Here is a 13,598-nt window from a genome sequence, read left to right as displayed (position 1 = left end):
GCGTGGGGTTTTAGTCGGGTGGTTTGCGGTGTTCGGCGCGGGCTTTGTGGTCGGTGCCGGTGGCGGTGACGTTCCCGTAGGGTGAGACATACACGATCTGCCCGTCGCGCCGTTCGGTGTGCCCGCGGGTACCGCGTGCGGCCTGGGAGTTGTGATACTTGCACAACCACCCAAGATTGGATGGTGTGGTCTCGCCTCCGTGCTGGTGCTCTTCCATGTGGTGCGCATCGCACTCGGACGCGGGACGTGTGCAGCCCTTCCACGTGCAGGTGGTGGAGTCCGCCAGCATGACTTCCCGGTGCTTCGGGTGGGCAAACCGCGCATGATACGCGTTGACCGGCCCATCCATCACCCCAACCAAAATGATCGAGCCCAACTCTTCGAGCTGCATGCGCACAAACTCCTCACCGGTGACAATCACCCCATTATCGAAGTGGACACGCACGTCATCGCCTTCGCCGGCCATGATGCGCACATAGTCCCCCAAATCCAGGTTCGCGGTCACCCGCACCACATAGTCTGCCTTCGGGCAGCCACCACCCAGCCACCCGGTCACATCGTGCTTCGCCGCGTCATACACGCCTTGCACATCTGCTGCCGGGCCGGTCAGCCGCAGGGTGGCTAGCCCGTCGCCGTGGTGGGTCACCCTCGCCCGCGGAACACGCGCCTCCGGTATTTGCAGCTCAGCCTTCAAGTCGGCGGCGACATGGCGGATGCGCACCAGATCCCCTGCCGTGTTACACAACTGCTCGATGTAGCGCCAGCGCGCGGTGGCATCGCGCAGCGCGCGGGAAGACCTCACGATATAGGCCAACGTCTCCAACCGGTGGCCCTGCTCGCGCGCGCCTTCTTGGGCGCGCGTTTGGTATTTCGTGTGCGAGGTCGCACCGCACAATACGGAAGCGGTGGCGTGTAGTTGTTTTGCGCGGTCTTTTTGGATGCCGTGTGCCTGTAGCTGCGCAGGCGTGTGTCCGGCCGCTGCGGCGATGAAGTCGAAACCGCAACGGTCGAACATGGCGAGTGCATCCAAATCTGTCATGCACCCGAGGATAAACCACGCTTACCTGCGCAAACAAGCACATGTGAGAATGAACCCAATATCAACCCGAAACGGAACCAACGACCCAAAAGCTGCGTCTAATAAGGGTTAGGCACCTATCGGTGAGACAACGGGCCAGCCTTCCGGTTAGGATGTCCGCATGCGTCAGACCACTCTTGCCGGCATCGTTGCCGCGACCCTTGTACTGTCCGTTGTCCCATCTGCGCCGTTTGCTGGCGCGGAAGAGGGGGCGTCGGAAAGCGATGCCCTTGGGTCGCTGGATTACGACGCGGAGAACGACCCCATGCACCTCGACCCGGAGAAGAACCCGGTAAAGAAGGTGTCCAGCTCCGACATGTTCCTGGACTGGACCAAAGACATGGAGGAAGGCGAGGGGAAGGAATTCGTGCAGGCGTGGGCCGAGAATTCCTCCGTGCCTGACACCGCCAACCCGGTAGAACTGTGGAAGCAGGAAGCGCAGGGCTCCGCGAAGATGTCCTCCGGCTTCTTCACCGGCGACTTTGCACAAAGCTCCGCGGGTTCGAGCCAGGCGGCTTCCGCGCTCATTCCCACGCTGATTGGGCTGCTGGTCATCGGCCAGACCATTGAGCTGATTATGCGCGGCATCCGCATGGCACAGCAGTAAAAGCACCTGCACGTGGCGACTTCCCAGCAGACGGGAAAACGATTAATATACAGTGGTTAGTATATTTCAACGTTTTTGGAAGTCCCATGCACGCTACACCCCACACGCGCAGCGCCGGCGTTTTCGCCACCTGCCTCGCCGCGGCGACACTGCTCGGCGGCTGCGTGACCAACGCCGAAGGCGGCAACCCCGAGGGCTGGGAGCCGATCGTTCCCGACGAAGTGCCGGAAATCGCGGCGCTCGTACCGGAAGAGGTCGCTGCCGACGGCACGCTTTCCATCGGCGCCAACCCACCTTTTGCACCGTTTGAGTTCAAGGACTCGGCAGGCGCGCTGGTTGGCCTGGAAATGGACCTCGGCCGCGCTGTCGCCGCGGTGATGGGCCTCGACTTCGACCCGCAGGACATGGACTTCGCCATGATCCTGCCTGCGGTGCAGTCGGGCAGCCTCGACGCCGGCATGTCCGGGTTCACCGATAACCCGGAGCGCCGCGAGTCCTTCGACTTCGTCAACTTCCTCTACGCGGGCATCCAGTGGGCGCAACAGCCCGGTGCCGGCGTTGATCCCGCGCACCCTTGCGGGCTAACTGTCTCCGTCCAGCGCACGACGGTGTCCGAGACCGACGACGTGCGCCCCAAGTCAGAAGCCTGCGTGGAAGCAGGCGAGGACCCAATCACCGTGTTGTCCTTCGACACAGCAGATAACGCCGCGCTTGCCGCCCTTGTCGGCCGCGCCGACGCGTACAGCGCGGACTCCCCCGTCACCGCGTGGGCGGTCGAGCGCTCCGACGGCAAACTCGAGCTCGTCGGCGACATGTTTGACGCGGCGCCCTACGGCTTTGCTGTGCCCAAAGACTCGGCGCTGGGCCCCGCGATGGCGCAGGCCTTGCAGCACCTCATTGACACCGGAGACTACGCGCGCATTCTGGCGCAGTGGAACGTCGATACGGGGCTGTTGGAGCAAGGGATGCTGAACGAACAACCACTAGAAGAGCTGGGGTAGAACACACAATGAGTAACAAGGTAGACAATCGGCGCTCCCAGCCGGAACGCATTGAGGCGAAGCCGCTGCGCCACCCGGGCCGGTGGGTGCTCGCCACGATCCTGCTGCTGCTTGTGGCGTGGTTTGTCATCGGTGCAGCCCGCAACGAGGCCTACGGCTGGGACACCTACTTCCAGTACCTCTTTGACACCCGCATCGCTATTGCTGGCCTGCATACGCTCGCGATTACGCTGCTGGGCATGCTCATCGGCGTCGTCGGCGGCGTGCTGCTGGCGGTGATGCGTATGAGCCCGAATCCGGTGTTCAACGCGGTGTCGTGGGTCTTTCTGTGGATTTTCCGCGGCACCCCAATCTACGTGCAGCTCATGTTCTGGGGGCTGATCGGCGCAATCTATGACTCGATCAACCTCGGGTTCACACAGATCTCGCTCGAGCCGTTTACATCCTCCGCTTTCGCCTTGGCTGTAGTCGGCCTCGGCTTGAACGAGGCCGCCTACATGGCCGAGATCGTCCGCTCCGGCGTCTCCTCGGTGCCGGAGGGACAAATTGAGGCGTCGAAGGCGCTCGGCATGAGCTGGCGCCAGACCATGTCGCGCACGGTGCTGCCGCAGGCGATGCGGATTATCATCCCGCCGACTGGCAACGAGTTCATTTCGCTGCTCAAGACCTCTTCGCTTGTCGTTGCAGTCCCTTACTCGCTCGAGCTCTACGGCCGGTCGATGGATATCGCTGCGGCCCTGTTCGAGCCGGTACCGATGCTGCTGGTCGCGGCGACTTGGTACTTAGTGATCACCTCGCTGCTCATGGTCGGCCAGCATTACTTGGAGCGCTACTTTGAGCGCGGCGCGACGCGCCAGCTCACTGCACGCCAGCTGGCCAGCCTCGCGGACGCGGAAGGCACGATCCCGTCGAACGTGGAAGTCATCAACACTCCCGAGAAGAAAGGGCGCTAACCCATGACGGTGAAAACTACGCCGATGATTCAAGCGGTGGACGTGTGGAAGTCCTTTGGGCAGCTCGATGTGCTCAAGGGCATCAATCTGGAGGTGATGCCCGGGAGCGTCACCTGTCTGATCGGCCCGTCGGGTTCGGGTAAATCCACCTTTTTGCGCTGCGTGAACCACCTCGAGAAGGTCAACGCCGGTCGGCTCTACGTCGACGGCGACCTCATCGGCTATCGCGAGCGCGGCGGTGTGCTCTACGAGATGAGCGAGAAGGACGCGGCGAAGCAGCGCCGCGACATCGGCATGGTCTTCCAGAACTTCAACCTCTTCGGCCACCGCACCGTGCTGGAAAACATCATCGAGGCACCGATCCACGTCAAGGGCGAGAACCCGACAAAGGCGAAGGCCCGCGCGATGGAGTTGCTCGAGATGGTCGGGCTTGCGTCGAAAGCCGAGGCATTCCCGATCCAGCTTTCGGGCGGGCAGCAGCAGCGCGTCGCAATCGCGCGCGCGGTGGCGATGGACCCGAAGCTCATGCTTTTCGACGAGCCAACCTCCGCCCTCGACCCTGAACTCGTCGGCGAGGTGCTTCGCGTGATGAAGGACCTGGCGGCCGGCGGTATGACCATGATGGTGGTCACCCACGAGATGGCGTTCGCGCACGAGGTTGCCGACCACGTGGCTTTCATGGCGAACGGCCAAATCATCGAGTACGGCACGCCCGCCGAGGTGCTGGACAACCCGCAGGAAGAACGCACGAAGGCGTTTTTGTCTACCCTCTTTTAAGCAATCAGTCCGCGCAGCAGCGCTGTGAAGCCCCCGAAGAATGCCAGGCCAAGCGCGACCTTGTGCGCCTTGGCGGCGGGCACACGCGGGGCGAGCCTCGTGCCAACGACCTGACCGACGACCAGCCCGATTGCGGCGGCCACCCAGAACGCGACTGGGATGGAAGCGAGGTTCGCCGCCCCGGTGACCTCCTTGATCAGGAAAGAGATCGCCCCGGAGCACAAGAAGATGGGTTGGAGGGTGGCCGCATAAGTGCGCTGCGGCCACCGCGCAGCCTGGGAGTAGACGGTGATCGCGGGCCCCGCTACGCCGGCGAGCGTGTTCATAAACCCGCCAACCGCGCCGGACAGGGCTGCGGGCAGCACACCCTCGACCCGGGGCACGTAGCGCTTGCCGATCGTGACGACGCTTAGCGCCAGAATCAGCAGCACCCCCACCACGACCAGCAGGACCGAGGGTGAGACTGCGCGGATGACAAAGGCCCCCGGCACCGCTCCGAAGATGAGTCCGGCGGCGATCGGGGCCCACTTCTTCCAGTCGATATCAGCGCGCATGGACCACGTGTTGGCCACCGCGTTGAAGGTGGCCAGCACGTTGATCAAGATGATGCCCACGACAGGGCCCAACATGAGCGAGAGCGCAGGCGCGGAAATCAGCCCGAGGCCCATGCCGGAGACGCGCTGCGAAATGGCGCCGGCGGCCACAACGAGCGCGACGCCGATCGCGAGCCAGATCAACGAAACTTCGCCTCCATCGCCGCGCGCACGGCAGGCGGCACCAGCCCGGTGACGTCGCCGCCGTACTTCGCCACCTCCTTGCACAGTGAGGAGGAGACGTAGCCGTACTTCTCGTCGGTCATGAGGAAGTAGGTGTCGATGCCGGAAAGCCGCCGGTTCATCTGCGCCATCGGCAGCTCGTAGTCGTAGTCGAGAGAGGAGCGCAAGCCCTTGACCAGTGCTGTGACGTGGTGCTCGTTGGTGTAGTCCACCAACAGGCCCGCCCAAGAATCCACGCGCACACCGACGAGGTCGGCGGTGACCTCGCGAATGAGCTCCATGCGCTCGTCGACGCTAAACAGCCCCGAGGACTTCGCCGGGTTGCCGGTAACGAGGACGACGACCTCGTCGAAGCTGCGGGAGGCGCGGCGCACAATGTCTAAGTGCCCGTTGGTGATCGGGTCGAAGGAGCCGGGGCAGACTGCGATCGTCATGCGTTTTCCTTTTCTGTGCTGGTTGAATAGACGGCCATGTCCATGCGCGCAATGCCGTAGGTGCGCTTCTTCAGCTTCTGACCCGTCGGGGTAAACGACTCGGGCCAGGCGGTCTCGGGGCTTTCGCGGTGGCGCTCGACGACGACCACGGCGCCGTCGACAAGCAGGGGCTCAAGCGCGGACACCATTTCGGCCACCGCCTCATCGGCGAGTTCGTAGGGCGGGTCGGCGAGCACCATGTGGAAGTGGTTCCGCGGCGCGCGGGCGACGTAGGTCGACGCCTTGACCGGCTCGACGCGCACGTCCGGGTGGCCAACCACCTTCGCGTTGTGCTCGATGACGGCGACAGCGCGCGGATCGTTCTCCACGAGGACTACCTGCTGCGCGCCGCGCGAGGCCGCCTCCAGTCCGAGTGCGCCCGAGCCGGCGAACAGATCCAACACGTTCGCCCCCGCAAAACCGAAACGCACCTGCAGGGAGGAAAAGAGGCCTTCGCGGGCACGGTCGGACGTCGGGCGGGTGCCTTCGGGCGGGACCTTGATTTTTCGGCCGCGGGCTTCGCCGGAAATGATGCGGTTCATGCCACACACTCTAACGCGCGCTCCCGGCCTAGCTCTTATCCAGGTACTCGAAATCCTCGGCGACGAAGTTGGCGGTGGCGCGGCGGGCGAACTCGATGTTGTCGGCGACAATGCTGCCGGCGTCGCGGTAGGCGCGCTCGACGAGCTCGAGATCGTCGACCAGGTTGATCAGGCGCAACGTGCGGTGCAGGCCCGACTGGTCGGTGCCGAGCACGTCGCCCTCGCGCCGGTTGAGCAGGTCCAACTCGGCGAGCGCGAAACCGTCCGTGGTCGCCGCGACCTGCTGCACGCGGGTAAATGACGGGGATGACTGCTCCGCCAGCGTGTGGAACAGACACCACGACTCGTAGCCGCCGCGCCCGACGCGCCCTCGCAACTGGTGGAGCTGGGACACACCGAAGTGTTCGGCCTCGCGTACCATCATCACGCTCGCATTAGGCACGTCGACGCCGACCTCGATGACCGTGGTGGAGACCAGGACGTCGATCGCGCCCGCGGCAAAATCGGCCATCACCGCGTCTTTTACCTCGCCCTTCATCCGTCCGTGGAGCACGGCAACCTCGCTGTCCGGAAACTCCTCGGCGGAGAGGTAGGCGGCGACCTCCTCCACGCCACCCTCGCCCTCAATCCGCGGGCACACCACGTAGGCCTGGCGGCCCTGCGCGATTTCCTCGCGTATCTTCTCCCAGGCGCGGGCCACCCAGGCTGGCTTAAATTCTGGGACCACCGATGAGCGGATCGGCTTGCGCCCGCCCGGCAGCTCCTTGAGCGTGGAAACGCTTAGGTCCCCGAAGACCGTGATCGCGATGGTGCGCGGGATCGGGGTCGCGGTCATGACCAACAGGTGCGGGGTGGTCTCCCCCGCCTTCGCGCGCAGTTGATCGCGCTGCTCCACGCCGAAGCGGTGCTGCTCATCGACGACAACCGCGCCCAGGCGGAAAAACTCCACCGAATCCTGGATCAGGGCGTGGGTGCCCACCACGATGTCGGCCTCGCCCGAGACGATGTGCAAAAGCGCCTCCTGCTTTTGGGCGGCCGACATGGACCCCGTCAGCGCGACGACTCTCGTGGGCAGGCCGGCACGCATCATCAGCTCGGTCAACGAGCGGGCGTGCTGGAGCGCGAGCACCTCTGTCGGGGCAAGCAGCGCCGCCTGCGCACCGTTGTCCACGGCCTGCAGCATCGCAAGGGCGGCGATGACGGTCTTGCCGGAGCCGACCTCGCCCTGCAGTAGGCGGCTCATGGGTTTGACCGCGGACATGTCTGCGGAGATCTCGTGAAACACCTGCGACTGACCGTGCGTGAGCTCGAAGGGCAGGCGCTCCAGCAGCGTCTCCTGGTCGCGGCCGGGCACGCGGGGCAAGGCCGGTGCGCGCCGGTGTGCGACGTCTGCGCGTCGCACACCCATCGCGAGTGCGACAGAAAGCGCCTCGTCGTACTTCAGGCGCTCCAGCGCGCGGGCGGGGCCGTCCGGGCCGGGCTCGTGGATCTGGCGGACCGCCGCGTTGAGCGGCAGCATCCCGATGGGCGTAAAGCCGAGCGGCTCCTCAATCTGCGGTAGGTCGCGCAGCACCGCGTGCACTGCGCCCATGATGGTCCACGTACTCACACCCTTCTTCGCCGGGTAGAGCGGGAGCCATTCGCGCCCGGCGAGGATGTCCTCGAGCTGGCCGAAATGCATGAGTTGTTTGAGGGAGCCAGTGGCCTGGGTGGGCCCGTCGAGAAGCACGAAGTCCGGGTGCTGTAGCTGCGGGGAGTCGCGAAAGAAGCTGAGCTTGCCGTTGAGCATGACGCGGCGACCTGGTTTGAGCACGCGCTGCGCATACGTGGAGCCGAAGAAGGTGGCGGCGACGCGCTGGTAGCCGTCGTCGACTTCGATGCGGTAGATCGGGCGGCGCGGGTTCTTCTTGTTCGAGATCGGCGTGGCGCTTTCCACCCAGCCGATGACGGTGGCGGTGGTGCCTTCTTCCATCTCGCGCAGGTCGGTGCCCTTGCCGTATTGCAGGTAGCGGCGCGGGTAGTGCTGCAAAAGCTGACCGCACGTGTCGATGCCGAGGTGTTTGGACAGCGCCCGAGCCTGTTTTAAGGGGATAACCAGGTTCAGCGGGCGCGTATCTTCAAACCCAAGCATGGCCGCTACTCTACCCCGATCTCCGCCACCGCACCGAGGCCATCGGCGGGGTAGATCATCACGTCCACGCCAAGTGTCTCCTCAAGGCCAGCCAGCTGCGACGCGTCGATGGCGAGCGGGTCGTAAAGCACGGTGACCTGCTCACCCCCGTGCTCGAGCAGGCGTGCACAGGCACCGCTCAACGCCTCTGCGGCGGTGTCGGCAATAAGTACAGTTTCTCCATGCGCGCTGACGATGATGTCACCCTTGCCCACGGGCCCGCCCTGGATCAGCCCGGCTTTCTCCGCACGGTGCGCCACGGCGGTGCGCATCTCGCCGGCCGCCTCCGACATGGTAAACGCGGCCGTGGCCAGCGGCTGTGCCGCATCGTGCACGGTCAGCGCTGCGATGCCGGAGACCAGGCGGACGGTCGGCAAAAGCGTGATGGATTGCTCGAAGGCGCGCGCTGCCTTCTCCACCGCGACCAGGTTGCGGCTGTCCAGCAAACCGTTGGGCAGCAAGATGATCTCCTGCGCGCCGGAGCGGCGAATCGCTGCGAGCACGTCAGCCACCACATCCTCGTCCGGGGCGACGGTAATCGCGCCGGCCTGCGTGTAGAGCTCGGTCAACGAGCCGGGTGGTGTGACGGCGATAATCGTGCGTCCGGGGGTGTCAGTGACGGGTTCTGCGGGCAGAACTTCTAGCCGCAGGTCGCTGACCTCGCCTGCGGCGTAGGCGGCCTCGATGACGGCGCCGGCGCGCGTGGAGTGGATGTGCACGGTGCCCTCGGTGTCGCCTGCGCGCGCGATCACGAGGCTGTCGCCGAGCTCGCGCAGCGTGGTCTCCAGCGCGTCGAGGTCCCCGCGGAAGAAGTACATCACCTCCAGGTTCCCCGGCACCCCGTGCTGCGAATGTGTCGCTGCCGCAGCCGTGTCCGTGTCGTGCAGCTCGAGCAGGACCCCCGTCGCTGCTGCGGCCGTTCCCGTGGTTGTCTGCGCGGTTTCGTCGACAAGCGCTTCGAGCAAAATCACCAGGCCAGTGCCGCCGGCATCGACGACCCCGGCCTCGCGCAGCGCGGCGAGCTGGGAGGGGGTATTCGCCAGCGCGATGCGCGCTGCCTCCGTCGCCGCAGCCGCCACCCTGCTTATCGACGGCGCACCGCCCGCCTCTGCCACCGCTTCCTGGGCGGCAACCGCAGCGGCGCGCAGCACCGTGATCACGGTACCCTCGACGGGCTCTGCAATCGCGCGGTCAGCGAAGCGCACTGCCGCGGCGAGCGCCTCGGCGACCACGACCCCGCCGGCGGTTTCCTCCACCATGGACTGCGCGAGCCCGCGCAACACCTGAGAGAGGACCACCCCGGAATTCCCGCGCGCCCCGTGCACCGCGCCCTGCGCGAGCGCTTCGGCGACTTGCGAGGCGCTCGCGTCTGCGGGAAGTGCCTCGGTGGCGGCGACGGCGGCGGCCATCGTGTGCGCCATGTTCGAGCCGGTGTCCGCGTCCGGGACGGGAAAGACGTTGAGCTCGTTAATCTCCACCCGCCGACGGTCGAGTTCAGCTGCAGCGCGCTGCGCCCAGGCACGCAGGCGGGCACCGTCGAAGCGGGGAGGAGTCACCATGAGCGGATATCTTACAGGCCCCAGTCCACCGGCTGCCCACCTTGGTCGACCAAGGCCTGGTTTGCGCGCGAAAAGGGCCGCGAGCCGAAGAAACCACGGCTGGCGGACAGCGGCGAGGGGTGCGGCGATTCGATTCGTGGGGTGTCGCCAAGGAAGCGGGCCGCGCTTTGGGCGTCGCGGCCCCACAGAATGGCGACGAGTGGCGTCTCGCGCTGCGCAAGGGCGGTGATCGCGGCCTCGGTGACCTGCTCCCAGCCCTTCCCGCGATGTGAGGCGGGTGCGCCCGGCCGCACGGTCAACACGCGGTTGAGCAGCAAGATGCCCTGGCGCGACCAGGACGAGAGGTCGCCGTCCGCGCGCGGGGGTATTCCGAGGTCGTCGTGGAGCTCCTTATAGATATTGACCAGGCTGCGCGGTGGCTTCACCCCGGGTTGGGTGGAAAAGGCCAAGCCCATGGGGTGGCCGGGCGTGGGATACGGGTCCTGGCCGACGATCAGCACGCGCACCTGGTCAAAGGGGTCGGCGAAAGCGCGCAGGATATCGTTGCCGCGCGGCAGGTAGGCCTGCTCTGCGCGCAGGAAATCCCCCATGGCGTGGATCTGCTCCTCCACGCCGCGCAGCGGTTCCTGCCAGCTTTCGTGTACCGGTAGGTTCATCCGAAACTCTCCCATCCTTCGGTGTAGGCCGGCGCTTCGCCGTCGATGCGCACGCCCGGGGCGCGGGTGACGGTGCCGATGGAGCGGAACCCCACCGGTGCTGAGCCGTCGCACGTGCCCAGCAGCGTGTGGTCCTCTCCCCCAGTGAGCACCCACTGCCACGGGTCGACACCGAGCAGCTTCCCGGCCTGTCTGAGTAGATCATCGGGCGCGATCGCCAGCGCGGAGAGGTCCAAGCCTACCCCGGAGCGCTCCGCGAGCCGGGTGAGGTCGCGGATGAGCCCGTCCGAGTTGTCCGTCATCGCCGTCGCCCCTGCTGCGCGCGCGACCACACCGCGGCCCGGGGTCAGTTGCGGGACCTGGTGGGCGCGGACGAGTGGTTCGAGGGCTTCGGGGATGTCCACGCGGGCGTCGAGAAGCGCGAAGCCCGCGGCCGAATAGCCGATGGTGCCGTGCGCCACCACCCGCTGCCCCGGGCGGGCCGCGGCCATGGTCAGCGGCTCCCGGTTGCCGCCGAGCGAGCCGATCGCGGCCACAGAGATGACCAGCTGCCGCGACTGCGTAACGTCACCGCCGACGAGCTCGGTGGAGTACGCCTCGGTCGCCGCGCCGACGCCGCGCGCGAGGCCTTCGATGACCGACAGCGGGGTCGTCGGCGGGGCGGCGATGGCCAACAGCGCGGCGATTGGGCGCGCCCCCATCGCCTCGATGTCGGCGAAGTTCTGTATCACTGCCTTGCGTCCGACGCTTTCCGGGGTGGTGACGTCGGCGCGGAAGTGGCGGCCCTCGACGAGCATGTCGGTGGCGGCGACCACGCGCGAATTGGGGGTTGACGGGGTAAGCACCGCGGCGTCGTCGCCGTTGATTGGCGAGGGCGAGGCCGCCACGATGGCGTCGATGACGGCGCGCTCCCCCACCTCGGCGAGCGAGGGACCCACGGTGGGGAACCCGGTAGTGATCACGAGGGGCACGCACCTTTCGATAGACTGTGACGCCATGACTGATTCCGCGGCGAACGATTCACAGATTAACCGAACCACAGTAATTGTGAGCCTTGGGCTCGCGCTGGCGTTCGTCGCGGTAGTCCTCGGTGGCGCGCGCTACTTCGTGAAGCAGGCAGCGCAGCAGCCGGTCGCGATGTCGCAGCTCGACTCGCCCGCAGCGGACTCGCCCGAGTGCGCCGCGCTCGTCGCTTCCCTGCCGGAAAAACTCAACGGCCACCGGCGCGCCGAGCTCGCGGATCCGGCACCCGCGGGCGCGGCCGCCTGGCAGTCCTCCTCCACCGAACGCATCACCCTACGCTGCGGGGTGCACATGCCCGCGCAGTACACGGCGTACTCCGAGCCCCTCGTCTTCGAGGCCGCGGGCGCGCGTTGGCTGCGCGTCGACGATGCGACCCCGGGGTCCACGCTTGCTACCTGGTTCAGCGTGGATCGCGAGCCGGCCGTCGCCGTGACCGCGGACGAGGCTTCCCTGGGCAAGGCCGACACTCCCCTCGAGGGCCTGGACTTGGCTGCGCTGCCGGCCGGCGAGCAGCCGGTGGGCGAAGCACCCCTGACGCAGCTCCAGCGCGCGGCCAATCCGGAAGATGCCGCGGCATGCAGCTCGCTTATCGACGCCGCGCCGCAGGACATCGCCACCGGCTACCGCCGGGTGGAGCCAGCAACCGAACACACGGTGGCCTGGATTGCCGAGGGCAAGGAACCGATCGTCGTGCGGTGCGGCGTAGCGGAACCGGAGCACTACGCTGCGGGCGCGCAACTTTCGCAGGTCAATGACATCCCCTGGTTCGAGGACACCACGCTCGCCAACGGCACGACCACGTCGACCTGGTACGCGCTCGGGCGGGTCACCGATGTAGCCGCGTCGCTGCCACAGTCCGAGGGCAACGAGGCCGTGACCAACCTGTCGAAGTTGATCGCGGACACGCTGCCCGAGCGTTAGGCGCGGGCCAGCGCGGTGGTGACGAGCAGGTCCAGCATCTCCGGGTAGTCAAGCCCGCTGGCTTGCCACACCTGGGGGTACATGGAAATCGGGGTGAAGCCGGGCATCGTGTTGATCTCGTTGAGCACCGGGCCCTCTGCGGTGACGAAGAAGTCGATGCGCGCGAGCGACTTGCAGTTCAGCGCCCGGAAACACCGCAACGCAAGCTGCTGAAGCTGCTCGATCACCGCGTCGTCGTAGGGCGCGGGGATCGTCGCCGTCACCCCATCTTCCAAGTACTTTGTCTCGAACCCGTAGAAGCCTTCGGCCGAGTCCTCGGTGCCGTTGAGGCGGGCTGGCACACTCGCCTCGATCCGCCCGTCCGGGTGCTCGATGACGCCGACCTCGACTTCGTCGCCGACCAGCTCGGATTCCACCAGCACTTTCTCGTCCGAATCAAAGGCGAGTGCAAGCGCCTCGTCGAGCGCCTCCCAGCTTTCCACCTTGGACACGCCGATCGAGGAACCGCCCGAGGCGGGTTTCACAAACACCGGAAGGCCAAGCTCCGCGCGCTGCGCTTCATCCAGCGACTCGCCTCTGCCCAGCACCACCTCGCCCGCAACCGCGACGCCAGCGGCGCGCACGAGTGTCTTGGTGTATTCCTTATCCATCCCGCAGGCCGAGGCCAATACGCCTGGGCCGACGTAGGGCAACCCAGCCAGCTCCAGCAGGCCCTGGATTGTGCCGTCTTCTCCGAACTTGCCGTGCAGGACGGGGAAGGCCACATCGACGGTGGCGCGAACCTCGCCTGTCGCGACGTCGATAAGCTGCCCGCGGCGATCCGGGTTGAGCGAGAGCGCCACCTCGCGCTCGCCCGCAACCTCGGGCAGCGTGGCACCCGCCACCGGGTCGTGGCTGCCCTCTACCCAGGCTCCCTCGCGCGTAATGCCGACGGGGTAGACCTCGTAACGCTCGGGCGAAAGGTGCGCCATGACGGCGCCTGCCGAGATGCAGGAAATTGAGTGCTCGGTGGACTGGCCACCGTAAATAACGGCTATACGAATCACATGACGAGACTACACC

The 13,598-nt window shown here is 66.2% G+C and carries 14 protein-coding genes; 5 read left to right on the top strand and 9 right to left on the bottom strand.

Going from position 1 to position 13,598, the window contains the following annotated elements; all coding sequences use genetic code 11:
• Positions 1–10: 10 nt before the first annotated feature.
• Positions 11–1,039, bottom strand: coding sequence for an HNH endonuclease signature motif containing protein (locus tag M3G14_RS05290; protein ID WP_259925221.1), 1,029 nt, complete (start codon positions 1,037–1,039; stop codon positions 11–13).
• 160 nt (positions 1,040–1,199) lie between these two features.
• Between M3G14_RS05290 and M3G14_RS05285 the strand changes: the two genes are divergently transcribed.
• The 4 genes from M3G14_RS05285 (at position 1,200) to M3G14_RS05270 (ending at position 4,416) form a co-directional block, all read left to right on the top strand.
• Positions 1,200–1,685 carry a hypothetical protein gene (locus M3G14_RS05285; RefSeq protein WP_259925219.1) on the top strand — a complete coding sequence of 162 codons (486 nt, stop codon included), beginning with the start codon at positions 1,200–1,202 and terminating at the stop codon, positions 1,683–1,685.
• Between the two features lie 86 nt (positions 1,686–1,771).
• Positions 1,772–2,686 (top strand): ABC transporter substrate-binding protein, encoded by a 915-nt coding sequence (locus tag M3G14_RS05280; protein WP_259925217.1) that lies wholly within the window; start codon positions 1,772–1,774, stop codon positions 2,684–2,686.
• Positions 2,687–2,694: 8 nt separating this feature from the next.
• Positions 2,695–3,639, top strand: coding sequence for an amino acid ABC transporter permease (locus M3G14_RS05275; protein WP_259925216.1), 945 nt, complete (start codon positions 2,695–2,697; stop codon positions 3,637–3,639).
• Positions 3,640–3,642: 3 nt separating this feature from the next.
• The gene (locus M3G14_RS05270; protein WP_311201353.1) at positions 3,643–4,416 is read left to right on the top strand and encodes an amino acid ABC transporter ATP-binding protein; all 774 of its coding nucleotides are present in this window, start codon (positions 3,643–3,645) and stop codon (positions 4,414–4,416) included.
• Here M3G14_RS05270 and M3G14_RS05265 read toward each other — a convergent pair.
• From M3G14_RS05265 to M3G14_RS05235, 7 genes are read right to left on the bottom strand one after another with little or no spacing between them, the layout of a single operon-like run.
• Positions 4,413–5,153, bottom strand: a complete 741-nt coding sequence (locus M3G14_RS05265; RefSeq protein ID WP_311201352.1) for a sulfite exporter TauE/SafE family protein — start codon at positions 5,151–5,153, stop codon at positions 4,413–4,415. The two genes, M3G14_RS05270 and M3G14_RS05265, sit on opposite strands and share 4 nt — an antisense overlap.
• The gene (gene coaD, locus M3G14_RS05260) at positions 5,150–5,626 is read right to left on the bottom strand and encodes a pantetheine-phosphate adenylyltransferase (RefSeq protein ID WP_259925215.1); all 477 of its coding nucleotides are present in this window, start codon (positions 5,624–5,626) and stop codon (positions 5,150–5,152) included. The genes M3G14_RS05265 and coaD overlap by 4 nt, the downstream gene beginning before the upstream one ends.
• The gene (gene rsmD, locus M3G14_RS05255) at positions 5,623–6,207 is read right to left on the bottom strand and encodes a 16S rRNA (guanine(966)-N(2))-methyltransferase RsmD (RefSeq protein WP_259925208.1); all 585 of its coding nucleotides are present in this window, start codon (positions 6,205–6,207) and stop codon (positions 5,623–5,625) included. Before rsmD ends, coaD begins: the two co-directional genes overlap by 4 nt.
• A gap of 28 nt (positions 6,208–6,235) precedes the next feature.
• Positions 6,236–8,338 carry an ATP-dependent DNA helicase RecG gene (locus M3G14_RS05250; protein WP_259925203.1) on the bottom strand — a complete coding sequence of 701 codons (2,103 nt, stop codon included), beginning with the start codon at positions 8,336–8,338 and terminating at the stop codon, positions 6,236–6,238.
• Between the two features lie 5 nt (positions 8,339–8,343).
• Positions 8,344–9,936, bottom strand: a complete 1,593-nt coding sequence (locus tag M3G14_RS05245) for a DAK2 domain-containing protein (protein ID WP_259925201.1) — start codon at positions 9,934–9,936, stop codon at positions 8,344–8,346.
• A gap of 11 nt (positions 9,937–9,947) precedes the next feature.
• A complete protein-coding gene (locus tag M3G14_RS05240; protein ID WP_259925199.1) occupies positions 9,948–10,592 on the bottom strand; it encodes a uracil-DNA glycosylase in 645 nt (214 codons plus the stop codon).
• Positions 10,589–11,554: a thiamine-phosphate kinase gene (locus M3G14_RS05235; RefSeq protein ID WP_259925198.1), complete on the bottom strand. Its 966-nt coding sequence runs from the start codon at positions 11,552–11,554 to the stop codon at positions 10,589–10,591. Before M3G14_RS05235 ends, M3G14_RS05240 begins: the two co-directional genes overlap by 4 nt.
• Before the next feature lie 34 nt (positions 11,555–11,588).
• Between M3G14_RS05235 and M3G14_RS05230 the strand changes: the two genes are divergently transcribed.
• Complete coding sequence (locus M3G14_RS05230; RefSeq protein WP_259925193.1) at positions 11,589–12,536, top strand: DUF3515 domain-containing protein; 948 nt, start codon at positions 11,589–11,591, stop codon at positions 12,534–12,536.
• Here the strand turns inward: M3G14_RS05230 and M3G14_RS05225 are convergent.
• A complete protein-coding gene (locus tag M3G14_RS05225) occupies positions 12,533–13,582 on the bottom strand; it encodes a D-alanine--D-alanine ligase family protein (protein ID WP_259925192.1) in 1,050 nt (349 codons plus the stop codon). The two genes, M3G14_RS05230 and M3G14_RS05225, sit on opposite strands and share 4 nt — an antisense overlap.
• Positions 13,583–13,598 lie beyond the last annotated feature (16 nt).

The sequence above is a fragment of the Corynebacterium sp. p3-SID1056 genome (genome assembly GCF_025152525.1).
Classification (GTDB): Bacteria; Actinomycetota; Actinomycetes; order Mycobacteriales; family Mycobacteriaceae; genus Corynebacterium.
The sequence above is the reverse complement of the archived record's forward strand: the minus strand, read 5'-3'. Positions and strand labels throughout refer to the sequence as shown.